The 25,009-nt window shown below is 62.9% G+C and carries 26 protein-coding genes; 13 read left to right on the plus strand and 13 right to left on the minus strand.

Translation table 11 applies throughout. From position 1 onward, the window contains the following. Positions 1-29: 29 nt before the first annotated feature. From ACWH43_RS20080 to ACWH43_RS20140, 13 genes are all read right to left on the minus strand, one after another. Complete coding sequence (locus ACWH43_RS20080) at positions 30-746, minus strand: M48 family metallopeptidase (RefSeq protein ID WP_260349142.1); 717 nt, start codon at positions 744-746, stop codon at positions 30-32. Further along, a complete protein-coding gene (locus ACWH43_RS20085; protein ID WP_260349141.1) occupies positions 743-3,958 on the minus strand; it encodes a type I restriction endonuclease subunit R in 3,216 nt (1,071 codons plus the stop codon). The genes ACWH43_RS20080 and ACWH43_RS20085 overlap by 4 nt, the downstream gene beginning before the upstream one ends. After that, positions 3,955-4,803, minus strand: coding sequence for an HAD family hydrolase (locus ACWH43_RS20090; RefSeq protein ID WP_448153602.1), 849 nt, complete (start codon positions 4,801-4,803; stop codon positions 3,955-3,957). Before ACWH43_RS20090 ends, ACWH43_RS20085 begins: the two co-directional genes overlap by 4 nt. Beyond that, positions 4,796-6,244, minus strand: coding sequence for a Shedu immune nuclease family protein (locus tag ACWH43_RS20095; protein WP_260349139.1), 1,449 nt, complete (start codon positions 6,242-6,244; stop codon positions 4,796-4,798). Before ACWH43_RS20095 ends, ACWH43_RS20090 begins: the two co-directional genes overlap by 8 nt. Further along, on the minus strand, positions 6,244-7,533 hold the full coding sequence (locus tag ACWH43_RS20100) for a restriction endonuclease subunit S (RefSeq protein WP_377785493.1): 1,290 nt from the start codon (positions 7,531-7,533) through the stop codon (positions 6,244-6,246). The genes ACWH43_RS20095 and ACWH43_RS20100 overlap by 1 nt, the downstream gene beginning before the upstream one ends. After that, a complete protein-coding gene (locus tag ACWH43_RS20105) occupies positions 7,454-8,482 on the minus strand; it encodes a virulence RhuM family protein (RefSeq protein ID WP_260349137.1) in 1,029 nt (342 codons plus the stop codon). Before ACWH43_RS20105 ends, ACWH43_RS20100 begins: the two co-directional genes overlap by 80 nt. Further along, positions 8,475-9,992 (minus strand): type I restriction-modification system subunit M, encoded by a 1,518-nt coding sequence (locus ACWH43_RS20110; RefSeq protein WP_260349135.1) that lies wholly within the window; start codon positions 9,990-9,992, stop codon positions 8,475-8,477. The genes ACWH43_RS20105 and ACWH43_RS20110 overlap by 8 nt, the downstream gene beginning before the upstream one ends. Next, on the minus strand, positions 9,989-10,594 hold the full coding sequence (locus ACWH43_RS20115; protein ID WP_260349134.1) for a restriction endonuclease subunit S: 606 nt from the start codon (positions 10,592-10,594) through the stop codon (positions 9,989-9,991). The genes ACWH43_RS20110 and ACWH43_RS20115 overlap by 4 nt, the downstream gene beginning before the upstream one ends. A 104-nt stretch (positions 10,595-10,698) precedes the next feature. Next, positions 10,699-11,142 carry a hypothetical protein gene (locus tag ACWH43_RS20120; protein WP_260349133.1) on the minus strand — a complete coding sequence of 148 codons (444 nt, stop codon included), beginning with the start codon at positions 11,140-11,142 and terminating at the stop codon, positions 10,699-10,701. Next, positions 11,142-12,485, minus strand: a complete 1,344-nt coding sequence (locus ACWH43_RS20125) for a recombinase family protein (RefSeq protein WP_260349132.1) — start codon at positions 12,483-12,485, stop codon at positions 11,142-11,144. Before ACWH43_RS20125 ends, ACWH43_RS20120 begins: the two co-directional genes overlap by 1 nt. Next, a complete protein-coding gene (locus ACWH43_RS20130) occupies positions 12,482-12,928 on the minus strand; it encodes a DUF2924 domain-containing protein (protein WP_144341316.1) in 447 nt (148 codons plus the stop codon). Before ACWH43_RS20130 ends, ACWH43_RS20125 begins: the two co-directional genes overlap by 4 nt. 410 nt (positions 12,929-13,338) lie before the next feature. Then, positions 13,339-14,268, minus strand: coding sequence for an ImmA/IrrE family metallo-endopeptidase (locus ACWH43_RS20135; protein WP_144341315.1), 930 nt, complete (start codon positions 14,266-14,268; stop codon positions 13,339-13,341). Then, a complete protein-coding gene (locus ACWH43_RS20140; RefSeq protein WP_144341314.1) occupies positions 14,268-14,588 on the minus strand; it encodes a helix-turn-helix domain-containing protein in 321 nt (106 codons plus the stop codon). The genes ACWH43_RS20135 and ACWH43_RS20140 overlap by 1 nt, the downstream gene beginning before the upstream one ends. A gap of 140 nt (positions 14,589-14,728) precedes the next feature. Between ACWH43_RS20140 and ACWH43_RS20145 the strand changes: the two genes are divergently transcribed. The 13 genes from ACWH43_RS20145 to ACWH43_RS20205 all read left to right on the plus strand — a co-directional run bounded on the left by ACWH43_RS20145 (position 14,729) and on the right by ACWH43_RS20205 (position 24,915). Then, positions 14,729-14,968, plus strand: coding sequence for a DUF2188 domain-containing protein (locus tag ACWH43_RS20145; protein WP_144341313.1), 240 nt, complete (start codon positions 14,729-14,731; stop codon positions 14,966-14,968). Positions 14,969-14,979: 11 nt separating this feature from the next. After that, positions 14,980-16,167 (plus strand): hypothetical protein, encoded by a 1,188-nt coding sequence (locus tag ACWH43_RS20150; protein WP_144341312.1) that lies wholly within the window; start codon positions 14,980-14,982, stop codon positions 16,165-16,167. Beyond that, complete coding sequence (locus tag ACWH43_RS20155; protein ID WP_246659447.1) at positions 16,142-17,089, plus strand: hypothetical protein; 948 nt, start codon at positions 16,142-16,144, stop codon at positions 17,087-17,089. The genes ACWH43_RS20150 and ACWH43_RS20155 overlap by 26 nt, the downstream gene beginning before the upstream one ends. Positions 17,090-17,251: 162 nt before the next feature. Further along, positions 17,252-17,479, plus strand: coding sequence for a helix-turn-helix transcriptional regulator (locus ACWH43_RS20160; RefSeq protein WP_144341311.1), 228 nt, complete (start codon positions 17,252-17,254; stop codon positions 17,477-17,479). Between the two features lie 35 nt (positions 17,480-17,514). Further along, entirely contained in the window at positions 17,515-17,946 is a 432-nt protein-coding gene (locus ACWH43_RS20165) for a hypothetical protein (RefSeq protein WP_448153603.1), read from the plus strand. A 12-nt stretch (positions 17,947-17,958) separates the two neighbouring features. Beyond that, positions 17,959-18,282, plus strand: a complete 324-nt coding sequence (locus tag ACWH43_RS20170; protein WP_210244891.1) for a hypothetical protein — start codon at positions 17,959-17,961, stop codon at positions 18,280-18,282. A 2-nt stretch (positions 18,283-18,284) separates the two neighbouring features. Next, positions 18,285-19,160 (plus strand): ATP-binding protein, encoded by an 876-nt coding sequence (locus tag ACWH43_RS20175; protein WP_144341309.1) that lies wholly within the window; start codon positions 18,285-18,287, stop codon positions 19,158-19,160. A 6-nt stretch (positions 19,161-19,166) separates the two neighbouring features. Next, the gene (locus ACWH43_RS20180) at positions 19,167-19,763 is read left to right on the plus strand and encodes a hypothetical protein (RefSeq protein ID WP_144341308.1); all 597 of its coding nucleotides are present in this window, start codon (positions 19,167-19,169) and stop codon (positions 19,761-19,763) included. A gap of 9 nt (positions 19,764-19,772) precedes the next feature. After that, positions 19,773-21,455, plus strand: coding sequence for a DEAD/DEAH box helicase (locus ACWH43_RS20185; RefSeq protein WP_448153604.1), 1,683 nt, complete (start codon positions 19,773-19,775; stop codon positions 21,453-21,455). Further along, entirely contained in the window at positions 21,455-21,670 is a 216-nt protein-coding gene (locus ACWH43_RS20190) for a hypothetical protein (protein ID WP_144341306.1), read from the plus strand. Before ACWH43_RS20185 ends, ACWH43_RS20190 begins: the two co-directional genes overlap by 1 nt. After that, on the plus strand, positions 21,663-21,869 hold the full coding sequence (locus tag ACWH43_RS20195) for a DUF6511 domain-containing protein (protein ID WP_144341305.1): 207 nt from the start codon (positions 21,663-21,665) through the stop codon (positions 21,867-21,869). The genes ACWH43_RS20190 and ACWH43_RS20195 overlap by 8 nt, the downstream gene beginning before the upstream one ends. Then, on the plus strand, positions 21,869-22,627 hold the full coding sequence (locus ACWH43_RS20200; protein ID WP_260349130.1) for a hypothetical protein: 759 nt from the start codon (positions 21,869-21,871) through the stop codon (positions 22,625-22,627). Before ACWH43_RS20195 ends, ACWH43_RS20200 begins: the two co-directional genes overlap by 1 nt. Continuing rightward, positions 22,624-24,915 (plus strand): AAA family ATPase, encoded by a 2,292-nt coding sequence (locus tag ACWH43_RS20205; protein ID WP_260349129.1) that lies wholly within the window; start codon positions 22,624-22,626, stop codon positions 24,913-24,915. Before ACWH43_RS20200 ends, ACWH43_RS20205 begins: the two co-directional genes overlap by 4 nt. The last annotated feature ends 94 nt before the right edge of the window (positions 24,916-25,009 follow it).

Below are 25,009 nucleotides of genomic sequence, written 5' to 3' on the forward strand. Positions count from 1 at the left end.
GTATCGGGGGGTGGCGAGGACGGGAGGGTCTAGGCCATTGCCTTTTCGAGCCTGTGCTTGCGCCTTGACCAGTCGGGAAGGACGCGACCTAATAGTTCAAAAAACTCCGGCCCGTGGTGCGGCACGGCGATGTGGCAAAGCTCGTGCGTGATGACGTAGTCAATTGCGTCCAGAGGCGCTTCGATCAGCCGCCGGTTGAGCAGCAAGCGAGAAGCCGGCGACATCGAACCCCAACGCTGCCGAAGTTGGCGGACGATCACACCCTTGGGGCGAAAGTCGTCAGGCGCCGGGAAGCGCAGAAGGTTGATTTCCAAGCGTTCGGCAAATTTCGCATGTGCTCGCTGTCGATACCAAGTCTCGACAAGCTCACGAGTGACCTCGGATCTCTCCGGCCTATGAGTTTGGACGACGATGAAGCCACGAGTGAGCTTCACTGTCGCCTGGACGTGGGGCACCACCTTTAGCCGATACTGGCGTCCGAGGTAGAGATGAGTCTCGCCTGCCACATACTGGCGATCCGGGGTGCGCGGAAGGAACTGGATGAAGTATCGCTGCTGACGCCCGATCCAGGCAGCGCGCTTGCGCACCTTCTCTTCGATCGCCGCCAACGGAGCGTCCTTCGGCGCAGCGACAACGACGGAAGCATCGGGCTCGACAGCGATTTCCAGCGTCGTCCGTTCGCGGCGCACGATGGAGAAATCGATCCTGTGTTCACCGTACTGGATGCTGTGCCGTGCGGTCTTCATCCCGGAAACCGCGCCCGCGCAAGGTCCATGATCTTGAGCTCAAGGTCGTCCATCACCTCAACCGGCAGCTCGATGCCACGTTCATCGCGGAGGACGTCGAAGAAATAGTCGTCGATGGCGTTGCGCATCTTGTTCTGAGCTATGTCGTTGGACCAGACGTCGACGATGTGATGGGACTTGATAATGTCGATGATTGTGAGCGCGATGGTCGCGACCTCATCAGTCTCGATCGGTTTGCCATCATCGGTCGCGAGCGCACCTTCAAGTACCCCAAAAAACGCTTGCGCATCGTCGTTGCCCTTGATCGCATCCGGCACATCGCGACCCCGGTCCTTGCGTGCAACCTTGCTGGCCAGATCGACAACGTTTTTGAGGTAGTCCCGTTCGGAAATCCGTTTGGCTCGATAGTCGCGGATGGTCTCCTCCAGCAACTCAGAGAATTTCCGGTAGAAGGTCGGGTCCTCGTCCATCTTTTCGGTGATGGTCCGCCGCGTCGCGCTGGCGATCCGGTCCGCCCTCGACGCCTCCGAGACGCTCGTCTCCTCCACCACGGCTTTCAGCGCGTCCGGGTCGTTGATGTTGACCATCTCGATGATCGTCTCGGCGGGCATGGCAACCACATGGTCATCGAGCAGCTTTTGGATCTTCGGCTCGAACTCCTTGACGTCGACGGTCTCTTGGTAGCGCAGCTGAACCGAGCGCCGCAGTTCGGAAAACTGCTTCCAGTCCCGCTTCATGGCGTCGATCTTCGACTCGTCGAAGACGTCGAAGAGCTTGTCCGACGACAGCGAGATATGGAGGCAGCGGCTGAACGCCTTCAGTCGCTCATAAAATTCCTGCCGGATCGCCTCATCGGCCAGGAACTGTTCAAACTGCTCCATGTCCTTCTTGTTCTTGACCGGCTTGAACAGGTCCCAGAGCTGATCGTGCAGCTGAGGCAGCTTCCGAATTTCCTCGCGCACGTCATGGACAGTCCCAGCGAGATCGGCGGCGTCAAAGCCCTCGAAGGCGCTGTAGGTCGTCAGGGCTGTGTCGAGTTCTCCGAGCAGCCCCTCATAGTCGATGATGAAGCCGAACTGCTTCTCGGTCGCACCGTCTTCATAGAGCCGGTTCACGCGGGCGATGGCCTGCAGGAGGTTATGTTCGCGCAGCGACTTGCAGACATAGAGCACCGTGTTGCGCGGGGCATCGAACCCGGTCAGCAGCTTCGACACGACGATGAGGATCTCCGGATCGCCCGAGCCCTTGAAGGCATCGATGATCTGCCGGGTGTATTCGTCCTCGGTCTTGTACCGGGCCATCATCCGCGCCCAGAACCCGCGCACGAGGTCCTTCGATTCCTTGTCGACCTCCTCGTTGCCCTCGTTATCATCGGGCGGCGAGATGACGATTTCGCTTGTGACGTGCCCGATTTCGTCGAGCACCTCCTTGAAGCGGACGGCTGCCGCCTTGGACGGCGCCACAAGCTGCGCCTTGAATCCCGTGCCTTGCCAGTGCTGGCGGAAGTGCTCCGAGATGTCGAAAGCCTTCGCTCGGATCGCCTGGCCTGTCTTCGACAGCGCATCCATGCGGGAGAACTTGCGCTTAAGGTCAGCCTTCTGGCTGGGGGTCAAGCCCTCGCTGATCTTGTCGAACCACTTGTCGATCACGCCGCCATTGACCTGCTGCTCGACGAGCCGTCCCTCATAGAGGAGCGGTACGACGGCTCCGTCAGCAACGGCCTCGTCGATCGCGTACTTGTGGATTAGGCCGCCAAAGGTCGAGAGGGTGTTCTTCTCCTTCTTCAGGAGCGGCGTTCCGGTGAAGCCGAGATAGCAAGCCTTCGGCAGCAGACGGCGCATCCGCGTAGCGAACTGGCTGTGACCGCCATAGCGGCCGGTCTGCGAGCGATGGCTTTCGTCGACCAGGACGAAAACGTTGGCATCCTGATCGACGTCCTCGGCAGCTTTGGCCGCCGTATCGAACTTGTTGATGATGGTCGTCACGAGTGGTGTCCGGTTTCGGATCAACTCGATGAGATGGGCGCCGCTGGTTGCCCTTACGGGTTCCAGTTCGCAGGACTTGAAGGTGTCCTTGATCTGCTTGTCGAGATCATCGCGATCAGTGACGATCAGAATGCGCGGATTGGGGATGGCCTTGTCGAGCGCGAGAGAGCGCCCCAGCATCACCATGGTCAGCGACTTGCCCGACCCTTGGGTATGCCAGATCACGCCACCCTTGCGGCGGCCGTCGAGATTGAACTGGCGGACGCGTTCGACAGCCTTGCGGATCCCAAAGAACTGCTGGTGCCGCGCGACCTTGCGTGCGCCCCCATCGAACACGGTGAAGCGACGGATCAGGTCCAGAAGGCGTTCCGGCCGGCACATCGCATAGATTGCGCGGTCCTGAGCCGTGATCGCGCGCGCACCCTCAGCTGCCAGAGCTTTGAAATGAGCGCGGGCAAAAGCGAAGTCGCCCGAGAAGACCGCGTCCGCCTCCGCCGCCGTAAGCGGTCGATTGGCCATCGGGTCGATGATTTCGTCGCGGTCTTCCTCGTCCCGCCACGTCTGCCAGAACTGCCGCGGCGTGCCCACGGTGGCGTAGCGCGCTTCGACACGGTTCATCACCATGAGAAGCTGCGCGAAGTGGAACAACTGCGGGATGTTGTCCTCGTTCTGATAGCCGATCAGCTGGCTACCGGCCTTCTTCAGGCTCTCGGTCGGCCGCTTGTTCTCGATCACGAGGAACGGAATGCCATTCACATAGGCGACAATATCGCAGCGCTTGGTCTGGGTGCTGGCCGTCCGCTCTACGGAGACTTCCGCCGTCACATGAAAGACGTTGTTCGATGGGGTTTCCCAATCGATGTAGCGGAAGGAGTAGGACTTGGAGTCCCCTTGGATCGTCTTGGTAATGGTCGTGCCAAGGACGAGGGTGTCGTAGATGTCCTGATTGGTGCCGCGCAGTCCCTTTTGCCGGTCAGGCGTGGGCTTTAGCCGCCGGATGGCTTCGTGCGCATCCTCGAGGTCGAAGGGATACTCCCGGCCACGGTGGGTGAAGCTGTTAATCCGGAGAAGCTGGTCAGCAAGGATGTCATCGAGCACCACGTTGCGCAGACGACCAGCGCGGAGGCGCACAGCCTCCGCCTGGGAAAGCGGCGTGAACCCCAGCGCCACAAGGAGCTGCAGGGCGGGGATCTGGGACTGGTGCTTCTCGGCGGCATCGAAAGTCATTGCGGGCCCTCCGAAAGCAGCCCGGACAGCGCCGCGCGTGCCGCGACGGCATTGATGTTCGCCTTAATGACGCGGTCGAGTTCACTGCCGTCCGTGTAGATCGCGGGCACGGCGCAGTGGACCCGGCCATCCGTGATGTAATTGTCGGCCTTGCCGCGCGCGCCCTTGGTGTGTGGCTTGAACACCGCGACCGAAAGGCCACCCTGTTCCTTCACGAGTCGAAAGCACGGGATGTCGGTCGAGCCATCGCCGATGAACACGATGTTCTCGAAGGGCACGGGCCTGTCACGCTTTTCCACGAACTGATTGACCTTGCTGTTGTCGCTCAGGTCGAAGGAGCCCTTGTTGATGCGGAAAAGGTACTGTGTCTTGGTCGTGTAGTTGACGGCAAGCGCCGGCCACGCGGCCACGCCGTTCTCATCGAACATGAACTTCGACGCGTAGACCTGGGCGAACTTGGAGGCGATGGAAGTCCCAGCGAAGATTTCTGCGTTCCCCGACGAGACGAGATAATGCGTGACGCGGACGCCCTGCGCCCTGCCATAGCCAGTGATGCGATCGAACCAGTCCTCGACCCCCTCGAACAGCTGGATCGCCTTGCCCCGCGCCTTGAAATCGTCGCGCCTGACCGGAACGCCGGCGGCGGCGGCCTTGCGCAGCATCAGGTTCATGTAGACGAGCACTTCGTCTGCCTGATGCTCCTTGGTCAGGCGCTTCACCTCGGCCCAGAATACCGCCGGTTTCATGCCGATGTCGGGCAGGAACTGGTGCTCCTGCATGTTGCCGTCCGCCAACGTGCCATCGAAGTCGTAGGCGATTGCCATCTCGATGTGTTTCTTAGCCATTGGCATCGCCTTTCAGTTCTTGGCTTTTTGCAGGGTCGTCTGCAGTGCGCAGGAAGACGCTCAACTGCTTAAGCTTTTCGAGCAGCTCATCGAACGTCACGATCTCCACGTCCTTGGAATTGCGCCGAAACAGCTCGAATGACTTCTTCCGGTCGTCGCCGTCGGGCGTCCTGCCGATGACAAGGCAGCAGTGCACAGCATAGGACTCGATGTCATAGAGCCGGGTATTGTCCTTGATCTGAGCAATTTGCTTCTGAAATTGGTACTTTTGATCCAGCGCCTGATTGATCGATCCTGATAGATCGACCGATGGCGTGAAAACGCCATCGCGAAATGGCGTTTTGTTGAGGATTGCGGTCTGCGGTGTTTTGATCTCGAAGATCGCCGTGTTGTTGGTCAGGCTGTTCTTGACCAGAAAGTCGGTTATCTTCTCCCCATCGCCCGACAGCTTCCGCCCACCAACTGAGGCTTGGCCGCGCACTTTGATGACGGGATAGCCGAAGGCCATGTTCAGGATGAAAGTGTTTTCATTGAAGAAGTCCTGCCAACGACCCTCGGCCAGCCTCTCACCGAGCATTTCCCCGTATCGCTTGATCAGCGCTTCGAGCGTCACAAGTTCGATATCCCCGCGCAGCTTGGCGAGCTTCTCTGGCTGTTCTTCGGCGATGCTTGCGGCATGGCTGCTCAGGGCACCGATAACAGCGTTCTGGTCCTCCTCGGACAGTTCCTCCTTGCCCTGCGCCACGGTGGTGAAGAGCTTTCGGTAGGGGTGCCGGCCTGTCTTAGGTTCCAGCTTTGGGACACCAAGCCGTTCTGCGATGATGTTGTGAGCCGTTGTTTCCTTCACCGCACGGGCAGCAGTCTGGGCGAGGCTGTCGATGCTGTTCATGGCGCGCCGCGCCTGCTCGAAGTCTTTCTCTGCGATGTAGAAAAGTTGATCGCAGTCCGTGTCCGGACCCGTGGCGTGTTCGCGGCTGATAACGATCTCGGTGCAATCCGAAAGCTCTTCCACAGCATCGATGATGAATCGATACGGCTTTGCTAGGCCGAGCCCGTAGGCATAGTCCTTCGTGAAGGCTGAGGGCAGTTCTTCCAGAACTTCAAGCACACCTTCGGGCTTGGTTGGCACGGCCCCGTCGAATCCTGGAAAGATGATGTCGGTGCGATCGAGCGTAATCCGCTGAACCTGGCCATATTTCGGCTTCAGGAAATCGGACTTGTCGCCGAACGTGCTGATCGGGTGGATCGTCAGGAACTTGTGCTGGCCATTGATGTCCAGCAGCTTGGCCCTGTATTGCTTCGCCTTCTTCGGGTCGAGATTGGCCGCAAGCAGACTGTGTTCCGGCGGCACGAAGTAGACCTCGACGAAGTTCGGATGAACCTCCTCGACCTCAAGGGTGCCGTCGCGCGCAGGATCATGCTGGCGGAAGCCGAATGCCATCAGTCAGCCTCCACCTTCACGCGCCATTCGCCCGTCAGCAGCTTCTGCGTCAGGCCGCGCTTCTGGCGGGCGAGCAGGTCGATCTCCGCTTCGATGGCGGTGAGTTCAGCCTGCGATGCATCCACCACCTCGGCGATGGCGGATTGCTCGGCTGGATCCATCGGTAGGTGGAGCTTGCCTTCGAGGAAACGGCGATTGGTGATTGCGATGGTGTTCTTGGCGCCCTTTTGCACCAGCGGGTGCAGGTAGTTGCGCACGGCGACGGGAGACTCGAACAGAGCGTCGAGGATGACGCCGAGCGCGCGTGCCGCCGGCGTGAACACACCGTAGAGCGGCGAGACGATCACCTCTTGCGAGATCTTGCTCTGCTTGATGATGCCGAGCGGGAAGTCTCCGGTCGGGCTCTTGGTGTAGACGATGTCGCCGGGGAGGACGCGGTTGTAGTGATCGGTTTCAGCGGCGGCGAAGGACCGGCCGAGATGTTCGATCTGATTGATTAGGCCCTTGTGGACCGAGACAGAGAAGACTTCCTCCGCGCCGGTGCCTTGCAGCCCGTGCTCGGTCAGCACCTCGCCCAGGGCGACCTCGCGCCATTTCCCCGTTTGGCCGGGTAGGCGCGTGCGCCCAGTGAACAGATGAGTGCGCATCCAGATGCGACGTTGAAGGTTCGCTGCCCGCAGCGCCTCTAGCTTCTCGATGGCCTCGTCCCATGTCCGCAGGATTTCGGCGATCTTGCGCTGTTCGGGGAGTGGGGGGAGCGAAAAGCAGAACTCGGACAGCGTGTCTTGACTGAGGTTGTTGATACTCGAGCCCCCACCCATTCGATGCAGATGCTCTTTGAACAATGGCGACCGCACGAGCTTCGACGCAAAGCTGTGGTCGATCTCGTCAGATTTGACGCGCCCCCTGATCGTGAACCCTGAGAACGAAACCGGCTCGGTTATCCCGCTGACCAATACGCAGCGACCGATCAGGGCCTTGTTGCCGTTGGAGCGTACGAAAAGTAGGTCATCGTTTTCGAGAAGATCATCCGGGTTGATCTTGCCATTGAGTGTGATCGATGACGTCTCCGAGAAATCATTGAGCACTTCTTTGTCTTTGAAGTCGCCGACCCCAATGACCTTGACCCGTTCGCCCTGCGATGCCTGCGTGAAGTTCATCCCATTCCGGAACTCAAGAAGGTCAGCGAGCGATCTGCGTTTCCAACCTTCAAGCATCGTCGCCCCCTTTCTTCCGGCCTTTCTTCGTCGCTTTCTCCATCTCCTCCAACTGGGCGATATCGGCTTCATCCGCCGCCAGCGCCTCGGCGGCGCGGCGGTTGGCGTCGAACATCTCGAACCGCTCGACGGCGAGCTTCTGGGCCACGTCCATCCGCAACCGTCCGGCATGGGTCAGCACGTCGCGTTCGTTGAAGGACAGGAAGGCGTCGAGCTTGTCGGCCCACTCGGCCATGGTGACCGGGCGGCGGCGACGGGCCTGGTCCTCGGCATAGTCGAGGTACATCACCACGATGCGGTTGAGTTCCTCGACCTCCTCAGCCTTGAGGTAGTTCTTGGCGGTGCCGACATCGCCCTTGCGCACGACCGAGCCCTTCCAGCTGGTCAGGCCCATGTTGGGTACGTCGGGGTCACTGCGGCTTTCGATCAGTTCGGCGGCCGTCTTGCCCGTAACCGCCCAGAGCATCTTGTTCTGCACCTTCTTGAAGAAGGCCTGTGCCTGCTCGGACGTCTTGTCGTAGTCGATAGCGGTCGTGTAGAGGTCGCGCACCTTCTGATAGAAGCGCTTCTCCGAGGCGCGGATGTCCCGGATGCGGGCAAGCCACTCGTCGAAATAGTCCCATTGCTCGGCCTGCTTCAGCCGGGCATCATCCATGGCGAAGCCTTTGACCAGGTATTCGCGCAGGACGGTGGTAGCCCAGCGGCGGAACTGGGCGCCGCGCGCCGAGCGGACCCGGTAGCCGACCGAGAGGATGACGTCGAGGTTGTAGGCGTCGACCTCGCGCTCGACCTGCCTCGTGCCCTCGGTTTGAACTATCCGGAATTTCCGGATAGTTGGCCCCGGGTCGCATTCCCCCTCGGCGAAGACGTTGCGGATGTGCTCGTTTACCGTGCGCACATCCTTGTCGAACAGCTCCGCGATCTCCCGCTGGCTCAGCCACACGGTCCCGTCCACGGCCCGCAGGCCGATGGTCGCGGCTCCGTCCTCGGTGCTGTAAAGGATCAGTTCGCCCTCAGACATCGACGCCCAGCTCCCTCAGGTAGCCAGCCATGCGCCCGCGCACCTCGGCCAGTTCGGCCTCGATGGTGTTGATCTGCTTCTGCAGGGCGGCGACGTCAATTTCCTCCTCCGGCTCAAAGGTGTCGACGTAGCGGGGAATGTTGAGGTTGAAGTCGTTCTCGGCGATTTCTTCCGGGCTGGCGCGGTGCGAGTATTTCTCGATCTCCGCCCGCGTGGCGTAGGTTTCCAGCACCTTGCCGATATGCTCTTCGTCCATCACGTTCTGGGTCTTGCCCGGCGTGAATTCCTTGCTGGCGTCGATGAACAGGACATCGCGCCGGTCTTCGTTCGCGCCGCCCTGTTCACGGGAGCGGTCGAACACCAGAATGGCCACCGGAATGCCCGTTGTGGTGAACAGGTTGGCGGGCAGCCCCACCACCGCATCGAGCAGGTTCTCCTCGATCAGCGCCTGGCGGATCCGCCCCTCGGCCCCACCGCGGAACAGCACGCCATGAGGAACGATGACGGCTACTCGGCCGCTCTGGCGCTTGGCGATCTCGATCATGTGGGTGATGAAGCCGTAGTCACCCTTCGACTTCGGCGGAATGCCGCGCCAGAAGCGCTTGAACTGGTCGGTGTCCGCATTCTCTGCGCCCCACTTGTCAAGGCTGAACGGAGGGTTGGCCACCACCACATCGAACTTCATCAGATGGTCGCCCTCGACCAGCGCGGGGCTGTTGAGCGTGTCGCACCACTCGATGCGCGCGGCGTCCTTGGCATGGAGAAACATGTTCATCCGCGCCAGCGCCCATGTCGCGCCGTTCACTTCCTGGCCATAGAGGGCGAAGTTCTCGGACCCAACCTCCTCGGCCGCGCGGATGAGCAGCGATCCGGACCCGCAGGCCGGGTCGCAGATCGTATCGCCCGGCTTGGGAGCGGCCAGCTTCGCGAGCAGGCGGGAGACGGCGGAGGGCGTGTAGAACTCGCCGGCCTTCTTGCCCGCGTCCGAGGCAAAGCGCGAGATCAGATAGATATAGCATTCGCCGATGATGTCCTCGGTCACCCGCGAAGGGCGCAGGTCGAGCGCGGGCTTAGCGAAATCCTCCAGCACGTTCTTGAGGCGGCGATTGCGGTCCTTGACGCGCCCCAGATTTGCCTCGGAGTTGAAATCGATGTTCCGGAACACGCCTTCGAGCTTGGCGCGGTTGGCATCCTCGATCCGCTCCAGCGCGATATTGATGCGCTCGCCGATATTGGGTTCGTTCCGCGCTTCATAGAGATCGTAGAAGCTGGCGCCTTCGGGGAGGACGAAGCGCTCACGTTCCAGCCTGCGGCGGATCCGGGTTTCATCCCCGCCATACTGCTTGCGATAGGCTTCGAGGTGGTCGTTCCAGTGGTCAGAGATGTACTTCAGGAACAACATCACGAGGATGTAGTCCTTGTACTGTCCGGCATCGACGACGCCCCGGAAGGTGTCGCAAGCGGCCCAGGCCGTCTGGTTGACCTGTTGCTGGGTAAGTTGATCGTTCATTGGGGCGTCTTTCCTTTCCTCGTTCTGGTGCGCATCCTGCTCGCTCGCTCGACGAGGATCAGGCTCATCATTTTTCTTCGTGCCTCGGCGGCGAGTTGGGACAGCTCCCGCTCCCTTTCGGCCAGCGCATCGACTGCGACTATTCTTCTCTGTGTCTCGATGTCCGGGACGTCGAGTTCGAGGTCGTCGAGACTGGATCGGGGAATCATCCGAATGTTCGTGCCGCGTGCCGCGACGTCGAAGTGGCGCTGCGCCGGGGGCTGGTTGATCGCCCACGCCAGATATTGGGGCGTCACCACATCAAGATTCGGACGCAGCACCATCAGAGGGAGCACTGCGAGGGCAGGCTCCTGCAGACGCTCGTCCAGGGCGGAAGCTGTGTTGCGCTCACCCCGCGATCGAAACACAACGTCACCGGCGCGCACGAAATAACGGTCCGCCAAATCTTCCAGTTGGACGCGCGTGAGGCGGTCCGGATCGACGAGGCCTTCGGGGGAAATGTCCCGCAACTGGATTGCGAGCACGCCCCCGGCGGCCGTCGGCTCCAGTCTGCCGCGAGCGGTGTAGCCGGTGTGGATGGCGCAGGCATCGGCGAGGCGCATCGAAAATCCTCTGTAACTCTTTCTACAGAAGATATTCGCTCGCCGGCCCGCCGTCAATGCAGCGATACGCTGTAGGAAAGTCTACTGCAAAAAAGGATCGAGAGCTAGATTTCGGGCGAGATTCGCCGTGGCACCTTGAGGTGCAAGAACGCAAAACGACGCTCTTGAGCTTCCCACTCCACTGGGAACGGCGCGAGCAGGTCGTCCAACTGAAGCCCCGCCGGCTGCCGCCCGTCGAGAATCGCATCGACGATGTCGGGCGCGAGCAGCGTCAGACGCAGGATGCGGGCGATATAGGACGGGTTGATCTTCTCGGCCCCGGCGAGGTCCTGGACAGTCGGATAGTCGCCGGTGTCAAGCAGCTTCTTCCATCGATGGGCACGAGCGAGCGCCTTCACCATCGTGTTGTCGATGCGTGCCCGCGGCGGCGCCCAGGCATCGGCGCCGTTTGGAGCGATGACGAGCTTTCGCCCACCACGCTTCTTGAAGGTCATCGGCACGGTGACGGTAAGCGTGTCCGTGTCGTGAAGGATCGTGCCTTTCGCCATCAGGCTGCCTCCTGCCGTCCGGTGATCGATTGAAGCTCGGCGAGCAGTGCAGTGAGACCTCCGGTGCGGAGCCGGATTGCAATGCCGTCGAGTTTTACATCGACCCGCTCGATCAAAAGCTGGACGAGACGCGCCTGCTCGGCAGGGAACAACTCGTCCCATACGGGATCGAGCCGCTCGAAGGCCTCGCGCACCTCCGATTCTGTGATGCGGTCGTCATGTACCGTTGCTGTCATCCATGTCCGGACGATCAGTTCCGGCGCGCGCAGAATTCCACGAAGCTGCTCGACCACCGTCGCCTCGATCTCGGCGGCAGGAACACGCCGGACCGGGCAGGTTTCCGGTCCGCGCTTCAACACCGACTGGGTGACATAGTAACGGTAGAGCCGGTCCCCCTTTCGGGTGTGGCTCGGCGACATGGCGTTGCCGTTCGGGGAGAAGATCAGGCCGCGCAGAAGCGCCGGCCCGGACAGACGGGTCCTATTGGCGCGCGTGCGCGGGCTTTCGCCCATAATGCCGTGAGCGCGGTTCCAGAGAGCGATGTCGATGATGGCCTCGTGCTCGCCGGGATAGGCGACACCCTTGTGAACCGCATCGCCGATATAGACCCGATTGTTCAGCAGCTTGTAGAGCGCGCCCTTGTCGAGCGGGTGGCCACGCCGGCTCCGGATATCGGCTTCCTTGAGTTCCCGCATCAGCAGCTTGATTGATCCGAGCTTCACGAAGCCCTCGAAGATGCGGCGAACTGTGACCGCCTCCGCCTCGTCGATCACGAGCTTGCGGTTCTCGACCCGATAGCCGAGGGGCACATAGCCGCCCATCCACATGCCCTTCTTGCGCGACGCCGCGACTTTGTCGCGGATGCGCTCGCCGATCACTTCCCGCTCGAACTGGGCGAAGGAGAGCAGGATGTTGAGTGTCAGCCGCCCCATCGACGTTGTCGTGTTGAACGACTGCGTGACGCTGACGAAGGTGACGCTGTGACGCTCGAACACCTCGACGAGCTTGGCGAAATCCATCAATGAGCGGGACAGACGGTCGATCTTGTAGACGACCACGACGTCGACCTTGCCGAATTCGATGTCGGCGATGAGGCGCTTCAGCGCCGGGCGCTCCAGCGTTCCACCCGAGATCCCGCCGTCATCATAGTGATCGGGCACCAGAACCCAGCCCTCCGGCTTCTGGCTCATGATGTAGGCGGCGCATGCCTCGCGCTGGGCGTCGAGGCTGTTGAACTCCATGTCGAGCCCTTCCTCCGACGATTTGCGCGTGTAGATCGCGCACCGGATTTTCGGCGTGACCTTTGTCGCGGGATGTTTGATGGCGGGCGTTGTACGGGTCATGCGCCGCTCCTCGGGCTTTTCAGTCCGAAGAAGACCCAGCCGTTCCATTTGACGCCGGTGATGGCGCGCGCGATCGCCGAGAGTGATTTGTAGGGCCTGCCCTGATACTCGTACCCCTCGAGGGTGACCGTCACGACGTGTTCGACGCCGTTGAATTCGCGCAGCAGCCGCGTCCCTGCGATTGGCTTCCGATCGGTGCGAATGCGGCGGGTCTTCGGGTTGATATCCTCGACGCCGCGGGCGAGCGCGTCGAGCCGCTTCACGGTTTCTGGCTTCAGCCCACCATAGGCGAGTTCCTGGACGCGATAGGCCAACCGGCTTTCAAGGAAGCGCCGATTGTAGGGCGGCGCTTCCGTTCCATAGAGATCGCGCCACATCGCTTTCAGGGCGGGCGTCGGCATGGTTTTGATAGCGGCGACTCGCGCCAGCACGGGATCATTCATTGTCGGTCTCCGTCGACTTCGTCTTCGGCATGACCGCGTTGGCTGGCGGACAAGTCCAGCCAACTCTCTCCGGGCTCGCGAGATAAAGGTGTGGGGCGTCCCTCGCATCGCCGCCGAAGCCGGACCACGCCGCGCGCGAGGATCTCACCGGCCTCCTGAAGCCGCTCGGCATCGCTCATCAGGTCGGGGCGCAGGGCGTTGGGGCCAGCCCCCAGGGGACCAAGATCGAAAGCGTTTCGCATGAAGGAAACGCTAGGCAAGCATCCAAATAAAACAAGCAAAATCAGATTGTTATCAAGTTTCTGCGTGCCCGATCAAAAACATTCGAAAGGCCGGAGAGGCGTAGTCTCGGCTTCAATCCGTTTGGAAACCACCACGCGAGCGAATCGCTCACCCAATGCGGAGACGAATCACACCTGTCCGCTCTGGACAAACTGGTCGTAGGTGTCCGGAATATGCTCTTCGGCGAGCGAAACGCCAAAAGGGGCCCGATCAAACATCAGCAGTGTGACGGACAGTCCCAGGCGCTCGGAAAAAATCGTGAGTTCCCGCACCGGCTCTGAACCCCGGCGAAATGTCCAGATGCCCGCGGGCAACTGCACTGCTCGATCCTGGTCTTTCAATGCCGACGGTCCCATTCCCGCGACGGAGGCCTCCGGAATCGGCATGCCCGACGGAATGAAGATCCCGGTCTTGAGCGCGGTGTCGCTCGCGCGCCCCCAACGGGCGTAGCCGTCGTAGGCCACCACCATGGCGGCGCGCGTGTCGGTGAATTCGATCCACTTCCGGACCGCGGCCAAGAGAGAAACGCCATATCTGCGCGTGATGTGTGCGAGAAGCTCGCGCGACATTTCATTCCGGCCGACCTGCACACGATAGTCGTCGATCGGCATCAGAAGATATGAGGCGAATGTGTCGGCTTCTTCCTCGCGCTCCCGTTCGGCCTGCTTCCACTCGTTCGACTGCAGTGGCAAGCACTCGAAGCCGCATTCCTTCGTCAGCAAGCCGTCCCGATAATCCGCCGCCGACAGTTCGGGCCGGTGGAGCATATAATGCCCGAACTCATGCGCGATCGTGAAACGCTCGCGCCCGCGATATTGCGGATTGGTCGAATAGACGATGTGCCAGGCTGGGCGCTTCTTGTGCGGCCGAAGCATGCCCTCGAACCCTGGCAGTTCATCGCCGACAATCTTGTCGATAGGATCGCCGTAGTTGCGCGAAATTTCTCTTGCGAGGCTGGCGACGTCGACGGGAAAGCGGTCGGCTCCGAGGCTGATCTCCAGCAGCTTGGAAAGCCGGATGGCTTCTTTCCTTGGTGACTTCGCAGCCCCTTCGACCATCAATCGTCATCCAAGATATCGAGCATCTTGCGCAGCCGTTCCTTCACGGGTGCATCGAGCTTCTTATACTTGCGGTAGAAGGCGATGTCTGTAGCGTCCTCCGCTTCGTTGGCGCCGTCGCCTTCCAGCAGATACTCAACCGTGGTTTCCAGCGCCGCAGCTATTTGTGCGAGCTTCTCCGCCGAAGGGCGCGCAACCTCTTTGTTCTCTATCTCCCACATGTAGCTTTTGCTGGACCCGACCTTTTCGGCCAGCGCCTCGAGTGTAAGGCCACGTTTGCGCCGTTGCTCTCGAACTCGTTCACCCAAGGGGGTTGGCATTGAACATTCTCCTGCCTGTGCGTGGTTCGTTTTCGCGATACCCCTAGTCCTTGACACGCCATACTCGCAACACCTATCTTGCGCAGAAGTTCGTGATAACGAACTTAACTTCTCGCAATTGCGAAACACAGGAGACCAACATGGCCAAGGGTAAGGGGTCTGGGACCCATCACGTTGTTCCGAACTCGGGTGGAGGCTGGGACGTCCGCCGCGGCGGTGCTGATCGCGCCAGCGGGCACTTCGACGCCAAGCAGGAGGCGGTCGACCGCGGCCGCGAGATCAGCCGCAACGCCGGCACGGAATTCAAGATCCACAACCGCGACGGCCGCATCGGCCAGTCCGATTCGCACGGGAACGACCCGCGCAACATCAAGGGTTAAGGAGATAGGGCATGGCCTCAGTGACGAGCTTCATTCGCAACACGCCTGCTTCGTCGCTGCAGGCCTATTTTTCTCAGGTCGGGATCCTGGGTTCCGTGTCGATCGACTGGTCCGCGGCAGAACCTGAAGTGGTTCGCGGCGCGCTCAAGGCGGTCGACGAAATGGATGAGCAGGCCCGCGCCCGCGTCATCAACGATGCCGAGCGCGTCGGCGCGCTCGCGGACGATGCCGGCCAGACCGCGCTCTACAGCGTGATTGATGATCGAGCGCTCCTCGACGTTCTCGCGAATGGCCATGCTCGTTCACTCTGGCTGTTTCTGAATCACCCGGTGCTGTTCCGTCACGCCGAGGAAGTCCGGTTCACGGACGAGAAGCGGCGTGGTCGGAGCTGGGATGGCTTCATCATCGAGGCTGGCGGGACAGTTCGTCGCGATCCGATTTCCATCGAGGCTTTCAAGGCGTCGCTCCGCACGCGCTTTGCGTCTGCGAACGTCCATGTCGATATTTTTGAGCGCGTGCGCCCCACATTTGAGGGAGAAGACTGCGACCTTGTGCAGATCACCGTCTACCGGGAAGGCCTGCCGGATGACCAGCTTGCCTTCGATGACGGCGGCATACTTATCCGGCGCGCCTATCGTCCGGTGTTCGAGGCGGCAATGACCTATGAGCCGGCGTCTGGAGTCATCGAGGTCGTCGCGAGTGACCGGGAGAGCCGCGCCGAAATGGCGCTGTTCCTGGCGCGCGATCTCCTCGGCGTCGATTTCCAGAACGAGAAGGTCCCGGTTCGTCGCTACGATCTCGACGTGCTGCTGTCGCCATTCGATTTTCCGACCGACCTTGATGATGGCATCGAACGGGTAGACGTCCGCCTGTTGCGGCTGATGCCGCTCGACGCTGTTGGCGAGCGCGTCACGCTGGAGTGCATGGCCAAAGCGGGCCGCACGATCTGGAGCATGGCGGAGGAGAGGCTCGGGCCGGGCAATCCGATCGACGGCGGGTGGGTTGCCACACAGGCCAAGCTGACCATCAAGTTCCATCCGAAGGGCGACGCGAGACGCGGCCGGACTCTCCCTCTGACGATCACCATGCCGCACGGCTGCAATCTCAAGGACCAGACCGAGGAAGAGCAACTGATCGGCGAAAAATATCTCCGCCGCTGGGGGATCCTCGCCGATGATGCGATCGCCTCGAAGCTCTGATCAGGAAGCGCTGGCCCTCGTCTGCGCGATTGCTCAGACCCGTGATGCGCGCATCACCGCTGCTGCCCTGACGAATCATTATCCGGCAGTCGGAGCGCAGCTTCAGGCGCTCGGTGTGCTGACCCGGGTGGGAGACGAGGCGGCGGTGACGTCCATGGCTGACCATGACGATTCGCCGATTTCGCTCGTGCGATCACCTGACGGTCGTTCGTTCGGCTATTTCAGCCCGCAGGCAGGCTGGGTGACGGCGGCACCCGGCGAACAGACTGTCTTTGCTCTGGACTTCGAAGCTCTCCTGCCAAAGCTGCTAGAAGGGCTCGATTGTGCTCTCGCCTCACGCCCTGTGTCTCTGGTGCCCGGATTGATCTGGGAAGTCGGCGCCGCGCGTCTGCCGGGGCGCGCAGCTCGCGTGCCCGTTTGGGTCGGACGTCGGCTGTCGGAGCCGACGGCCTGGGCTTCTTTTCTTGAACAGACCAGGCAGCGACCGGCTCCGGGCGTGCGACTCGTATTGTCGCTGACGCCCGAAGCGAAGTTGCCCAAAGATTATGTGAGTGGGCACGAGATCATCGCCGTGCAATCGGTCATCGACGCAAGCCAAGAGCTCCGCATCGATCCGCAGATCCTGGCTGCGCGCCTGTCGCACCGGCGAGATGACGGCCAACCGGTGTCCATGGCTGCGGACGGCGGTTCGATCACCGTCAGGGGCAAGACCTACGCGTTCACCGGCACGAAACAGCGCGCGATCATTCGATACCTCTTCGAGGCATGGCAGCGAGGCGAGCCCGAATGTCTGACCGCTGCCGTCCTGGAGGCCGCGGACTCCGGCGACCAGGTTCGAACGCTCGGAAAGGCGTTCAAGGGACGCACCGATTGGCGCGAATTCATCAAGGAAGAGCGCGGACGGTGCCGGATCGATCTTTGATACCCACCTGATCCACGTCCAAACCGCCTTCGGGCGGTTTTTTCATTTCAGCCCGCGGAGCTGCGATTCCTCCGCTGGCTCCCTCCTTTCTCCTCCCCGGCTCCTCCCCACGCCCGCGCCATCCTCTCCGCAGGTTTTCGATTGAAACCGAAGGAGACGCAGATGTCGGTCAGGCATTTGAACCAGATCGAGCTCGCCGCTCGCTGGAACATCAGCCACCGCACCCTCGAACGGTGGCGGTGGTCGGGGGAAGGACCCCGCTACATCAAGATCGGCGGCCGGGTCGTTTATCGGCTCGAAGACGTCGAGGAATACGAGAAGGAACAGATCCGCGCGAGCACGGCCAACAAGCCGGCCGCGAAAATGGCGGCGGGGGCGCGCTGGCCATGATTTCCAGCACCATCACGCTCGACGCGATCCGCACCATGCCGGTCGGCGAGATCGCCGTTCTGCCGGCCAATGTCCTCGCCATCCTGCAGCAGGATGCCGACGCCGCGCTGAAAAACGCGAAAACGCTCAAGGACTGGCTCGACGGCGCCATTGCCCTGAAGTTCGGCGAGCGTGCTCGCCAGGCGCGCGCCACGCTGGGCAAGGACACCGGCACTGTCCGCTTCAGCGACGGCGCGGTCATCATCGTGGCCGACCTGCCGAAGAAGGTCGAGTGGGACCAGGGCCGGCTCGCCGCCCTCGTCGAGACGATCCGCGCCTCCGGCGAAGATCCCACCCAATACATCGAGATCAGGCTCGAAGTTTCCGAGCGCGCCTACGGCGCCTGGCCGGACGCGATCCGTCGCGCCTTCGAGCCGGCTCGAACGCTCAAGACCGGCAAACCGACCTTCCGACTTCTCCGCGACTGAAAGGACCAATCAATGTTTTCGTTCGGCAAGACCAAGCCCGAAGAATCTCTGTCCGCGCTCGAAACGCTGCGCGATGCGCATTGCGGACTCGCCACGCTTCCCGATGCCATCCGTGTCCCGGCGGTGCCGGGCCAGGATGCGATCGACGCCAAGCCGATCACCGAGGTGACCCTCGACGACATCGCTTTCGCCCTGCGTGGGCTGGAGGCTGCGTCCAACGCGCTCATCGATCAGATGTACGCGCTGCGCAAGCTCAGCCAGATCGCGCGGGATGCCGGCGGTCTCGGGGCAGATCGCGCCGTCGATGTCGCGACCCGTGCGACGAAGGAGCGCTGATCATGGCGCTCCCCATCATCACCGCGGATCAGCGGCTCGCCGAGGCGCGTGGCGTCAAGGGCTGCATTTTCGGCAAGTCCGGCATCGGCAAGACCTCGCTGCTCTGGAGCCTCGATCCGCAGACGACGCTCTTCATCGACCTCGAGGCGGGCGATCTCGCCATCGAAGGCTGGACTGGCGATGCGCTCCGGCCGCGCACCTGGGCTGAATGCCGCGATCTCGCCGTGTTCATCGGCGGGCCGAATCCGGCATTGCGCGCGGACCAAGCCTATGGCGAGGCGCATTTCGCTGCTGTGGCTGAACGCTTCGGCCCGCCGAGCGCCCTCGATCGCTACGAGACGATCTTCGTCGACTCGATCACAGTCGCCGGCCGGCTCTGCTTCCAGTGGTGTCGCGGCCAGCCCGAGGCCATTTCGGAGAAGACCGGCAAGCCCGACGTGCGCGGCGCCTACGGCCTGCATGGCCGCGAGATGATCGCCTGGCTCACCCAGCTTCAGCACGCCCGGGCAAAGAACGTCTGGTTCGTCGGGATCCTCGACGAGCGTCTCGACGACTTCAATCGTCGCGTCTTCTCGCCCCAGATCGATGGCTCGAAGACCGGCCTCGAACTGCCCGGCATCGTCGACGAGGTCCTGACGATGGCGGAGGTGAAGGCTGAAGACGGCACCAAACGGCGCGCCTTCATCTGCCAGACGCTGAACCCGTTCGGCTTCCCGGCAAAGGACCGTAGCGGCCGGCTCGACATGATCGAGGAACCGCATCTCGGCCGCCTGATGGCGAAAATCCGCGGGCCTGCACGCCAGCCCCTCGACTTCTCCGGCCGCCTGCCGGGCCACCCCCATCCCGACACCTCTTCGAACGACACGACCACGGAGTGATCCCCCATGTCCAATTGGAGCGATTTCAACGACGCCAAGACGCCGACGAACGTCATCCCGAAAGGCGCCATCGCCAAGGTGCGCCTCTCGATCCGCCCCGGCGGTTATGACGATCCCGGCCAGGGCTGGACCGGCGGATATGCGACGCGCGGCTCGACCGGCGCGGTCTATCTCAACGCCGAGTTCACGGTCCTTGAAGGCCCGTATGCGCGGCGCAAGATCTTCTCGCTGATCGGTCTTTACAGCCCGAAGGGTCCCGACTGGGGCAATATGGGCCGGGCGCTGATCCGCGCGATCCTCAATTCCGCGCGCGGCATCTCCGACAAGGATGTCTCGCCGCAGGCGCAAGCTGCCCGGCGCATCCGTGGCTTCGCCGATCTCGATGGCATCGAGTTCGTCGCTAAGATCGACATCGGCACGGACACCAACGGCGATCCGAAGAACGAAATCCGCACCGCCGTCACGCCCGACCACAAGGAATATGCCGCGGCGATGGGGCCGGTGACCCAGTCGTTCGGCTTCCAGGGCTCGGCTGGCGCGCAGGCGCCGGCTCAGCCTGCCGCTGCTCCGGCCGCCGGCATGCGTCCCTCCTGGGCACAGTGAGGCGATGCCATGCTGCTTCGCCCCCGTCAGAAACTCTTCGTGGACCGCAGCATCTCGGCGCTCCGGTTCCATGGCAACACGATCGGCGTGGCGCCCACGGGCGCCGGCAAGACGATCATGCTCTCCGGCGTCGCCGGCGAGATCCTGAAGGACAGTGACGCCAAGGCCTGCATGCTTGCCCATCGCGACGAGCTGACCGCGCAGAACCGCGCCAAATTCGCCCGCGTCAATCCGGAAATCTCAACCTCAGTGGTCGATGCGAAGGAAAAGTCCTGGAGCGGGCGAGCGACCTTCGCCATGGCGCCAACGCTCGCGCGGGAAACCAATCTCGGCCAGATCCCGGCGCTCGACCTCCTCGTCATCGACGAGGCGCATCACGCCGCAGCCGACAGCTATCGTCGCATCATCGACCGGGTCCGCGAGCGCAATCCGAAGGCATTCATCTACGGCGTCACCGCGACGCCGAACCGGGGCGATCGCAAGGGGCTGCGCCCGGTCTTTTCGAACGTCGCCGATCAGATTCGCATCGGCGAGTTGATCGCCTCAGGACATCTCGTGCCGCCGCGGACCTTCGTGATCGACGTCGGCGTGCAGTCCGACCTCGGCAAGGTGCGCAAGACCGCCGACGACTTCGACATGACCGAGGTCGCCAAGGTGATGAACCGCACGCCGGTGACCGAGGCGGTGATCCAGCACTGGCGCGACAGGGCCGGCGACCGGCAGACGGTGGTCTTCTGCGCCAATGTCGCCCATGCGACCGCGGTGGCGCAGGCCTTCCGCCAGGCCGACGTGCCGACGGTGCTCGTGACCGGCGAAATGCCGGATGCCGCACGCAAGGCCGCGCTCGCCGATTTTGCGGACGGCCGGGCGCGCGTCGTCGTCAACGTGGCCGTGCTCACCGAGGGCTGGGACCACCCGCCGACCTCCTGCGTCGTGCTGCTGCGCCCCAGCTCCTATCGCTCGACCATGGTCCAGATGGTTGGCCGGGGTCTCAGGACGGCGAACCCGCAGGAGCATCCGGACATCCTCAAGACCGACTGCATCGTGTTGGATTTCGGGACCTCGACGCTCCTGCACGGCTCGCTGGAGCAGGACGTCGATCTCGACGGGCGCGAGCTGTCCGGGGACGCGCCAACCAAAACCTGCCCGTCCTGCGAGGCGATCATTCCCCTCTCGTCGCGGGAATGCCCGCTTTGCGGTCACGCCTTCGCCTGCGACGACGGGGGTGATGAGCCGCAGCCCCTCGGCGATTTCGTGATGAGCGAGATCGATCTGCTCAAACGGTCGAGCTTCAAGTGGTGTGATCTCTTCGGGGACGACGCTGCTCTGGTCGCCACCGGCTTCACCGCCTGGGCAGGCGTCTTCTTCCTCAACGGGCGCTGGTATGCGGTTGGCGGTCGGCAAGGACAGCCGACCACGCTCGTCGGCGCGGGCGAGCGCATGGTGTGCCTCGCGGCGGCCGATGACTGGCTCAACGAGCACGAGAGCGACGAGAGCGCGCACAAGACCCGCCGCTGGCTTTCGCAGCCGCCTACCGACAGGCAGCTCGCGCTTCTGCCGGCGGAGTATCGGCAGGATTTCGGGCTCACCCGCTACCAGGCCTCGGCGCTGATCGCCTTCCAGTTCAACAAGGCTGCAATCCGCAGGCTCGTGTTCGGCGCCGACCGCAACGCTCTGGCGAGGGCCGCGTGATGGCGGACCAGCTCCATGACGTCGACGCTCCCCTCGACCCGCGAGCGGCTCTGGCACCCGCGCGGGATCCCCTGCGCCGTCTGCTGGCGACCGGCGCGTGGCTTTGGCTGGCGCGAGCCCTTCCGTTCCAGTCGGCCGCGCCCGGATCGCTGGTTCTGCTCGATCACCTGTCAGGCCTTCTGGTCCTCGTCGGCACGGAGGCGTTCCGTGGTTGACCTCACCGAACAGGAACGCGCGGCCATGCGCGCGGCGCTGAAACCCGTCGCCGAACTCATGGAGGAGATCGGCTGGGCGACGCCACTCGCCGGCCTATCGGAAGCGCAGGTGCTCACGCTGATCGAAGCGGCCGTCGGCGCCTTCCAGGAAGCGATGGCGGCGAGCGCTGCGCGTGCGAGCACGGAGATTCCGTTCTGATGCTCAACTTCAACCATCGCGCCAGCATCGCCGATCACCTGAACCAGCGCATCGATGCCGCGCTCGCAGCCGAGCGCGGGGCGACATCGGCGCGCACCTATCTCGGCGCTTCCCGTCTCGGCGTCCCCTGCGATCGCGCGCTGCAGTTCGAATTCACGGACACGCCGCGCGATGCGGGGGCGGACCTCGATGGTCGGACGCTCAGGATCTTCGAGATCGGTCATGTGCTCGAAGATGTGGCGATCCGTTGGCTGCACGCGGCCGGTCTCGATCTCGTCACCCGCACGAAGGACGGCGGGCAGATCGGTTTTTCGGTGGCGAGCGGCCGAATCCGCGGTCACGTCGACGGCGTCGTTTTCGGCGCACCGGGCTTCCCGGCTCTTCAGGCCCCGGCGATCTGGGAATGCAAGACCATGAACGCCAAGGCGTGGCGGGAGACCGTCGCCAAGGGCGTCGTCCTGGCGAAGCCGATCTATGCCGTCCAGATCGCGCTCTACCAAGCCTATATGGAACCGGCGCTGCCGGGCGTCTCGGAGCATCCGGCGCTCTTCACCGCGATCAACAAGGACACGGCAGAGCTTCACCACGAACTCGTGCCTTTCGACGCCGCCCGCGCGCAGGCTGCGAGCGATCGCGCCGTGCGCATCCTGCGCGCCACCGAGGTCCACGAGCTTCTGCCGCGCCTCGCGCACGACCCCGCCCATTACGAATGCCGCTTCTGCCCTTGGGCCGAACGCTGCTGGGGGTTGCCCGGATGAGCGGGGATGACGTTTCGGCCGACAATGTCGTGCGCATCGATGCTTGGCGGGATTTCAACGACGTCTCGCCGATCGTCGATCCCGCGCTCACACCAGACGCCGAAGCGATCGCGCTCTTCGTCGACCGCGTCTTCGGCTATTGCGACGGGCTTATCCCGGTCCGCGGCCTGCCCGAGAAGGGAAGCTCCGGCCGGCCGCACACGTCCTGGCTTCCGGTCGATTCTGAGGCCGCGGCGCACGTTCACACCACGGCGGTGTGGGCCGCTCGCGAAGGCGCGGCGCTCTATGTCGTGCCCGGCACGGTCGCCGAACAGGGGCAGGCCAGAGCGGATGACATCCAGCAGATCCAGACGATCGTCGCCGATCTCGATACCGGCGATGTCGAGGTCAAGCTCGCACATTTCAGGCGGTATCTGCCGCCGCCCGTGATGGTGGTCGAGAGCGGCGGACGCACCGAGACCGGCGCGCCGAAGCTCCATGTCTGGTGGCGGCTCAACGAGCCGGCGGAAGGAGCGGACATCGATCTCGTCTGCGCGCTGCGCGGGATGATCGCCGACAAGGTCGGCGGCGATCCGCATTTCCGTTCCGCCCACCAGCCCATCCGTGTCGCCGGCACGCTCTATTTCAAAGGCGGGGCAACGCGCCTCGTCGCGATCCGCGAGATTTCTTCGAGCGAGGTCGACCTGCGGGAATTCGCGGATGCCGCGGAGATGATGCCGATGCTGCCCGGCATCACGCCGCCGATGGCCGAGACATCGCCCCACCCAAAGCCCATCCTCGACGACGTCCTGAAGCGGCGCACGCGCGCCGGTGGGATCGATCCCATCACCCGCTTTGAAGCAGCGAGCATGGTGATCGGCCACCACGTCCGTCTCGTCCATGAGGGACGCGAAACCGAGGAAGAGGCCCGCCAGGCGATCCAGCAGTTCAATCAGGCATGCCTCGATCCGCCTTGGCCGGCCGAGCGCATCGGCGCCGAATTCGACCGGCTGTGGCGCCGGCATGTCGCCCGCAACGGGCCGGGTCTCACGCTCAGCGCTGCGCCGATCGCCGCCATTCCCGCTTTCAGTCTCGGCGCGCTGCTCGATGACCAGAGCCCCATGCCAGCCGACATCATTGCGCCGCGCGTGCTCACGCCGGGCGGCATGCTGGTGCTCGGCGGCGCGCCGAAGGTGGGCAAGAGCGACTTCCTGATCAGCCTTCTCACCCACATGGCGGCGGGGTCGGCTTTTCTCTGCTTCAAACCGCCGCGTCCTCTGCGGGTCTTCTATCTCCAGGCGGAGATCGACTACCACTATTTGCGCGAGCGCTTGCAGGGCTTGAACCTCCCGAAATCCGTGCTCGCAACTGCGCGCGACAATCTTGTCGTGACGCCGAAGCTGCGGCTCATTCTGGACGGTCGCGGTCTTGCGCTGGTCGAGGCAGCGATGCTGGGCGCCTTCGATGGCGAGCGCCCCGACATCCTGTGCATCGACCCGATCCGCAATCTGTTCGACGGTGGACCGGATGGCGGCGGCGAGAACGACAACGACGCCATGTTGTTCTTCCTGCAGGCGCGCGTGGAAGCATTGCGCAATGCCGCCGCGCCGGAAGCGGGGCTCATTCTCAGCCACCACACCCGAAAAGCGCAGAAGCGGCAGATCGCGGAAGACCCCTTTCTGGCGCTCGCCGGCGCAAGTGCGCTTAGAGGCTTCTACAGCGCCGGCATTCTGATGCATCGGCCCGACGAGGATCGTCCCGAGCGTCGCCTCGAGTTCGAGCTGCGCAACGGACCCGCGCTCGATCCGATCCTGATCGACAAGCGTCAGGGGCGCTGGGTCATCATCGATCCGAAATCCGAACGGATCGTGCGCAAGGACCTCGGCGAACGCCTCGATGCCGAGCGCGCGCGCAAGCGCGACGTGATCCTGCAAATCCTCGACGACCAGGCGCGAGCCGGGCACCTCTACACCGCTTTGCAGTTCGCCGAGGCCTTCGAAAACCAGGCCGGGCTTGGCGGCCGGACCACGATCCGCGAGCGCGTCAGCGTTCTCACCACCAAGGGCTATGTGAAGTTCACCCGCGACGGCCGCCCCTACGGCCTGCCCAATGCCCGCTCAAAGCTTGGCTACCTCGTGATCGAGGGCATGCACTTCCCCGCCGGTGAGACGATCGATCCCGACACGGGGGAGATCACGCCGTCCTTCATCCCCGTTCTTCCAACCCACTACAAGTCGGCTCAGACCGGCGCGGTCCTCGACGTCGAGAACCCGCTCGTCTGGGTCTATCCCGAAGGAGAGACCCCATGATCACGCCCGTCGAGAAGTTGCCAAAGCGACGGTTCTGGCAACTGGCAACTTCGGCAACTGGCAACTTGCCGACACAGAAATCCTTTTCAGTTCA

Source organism: Allobosea minatitlanensis, from assembly GCF_964020775.1.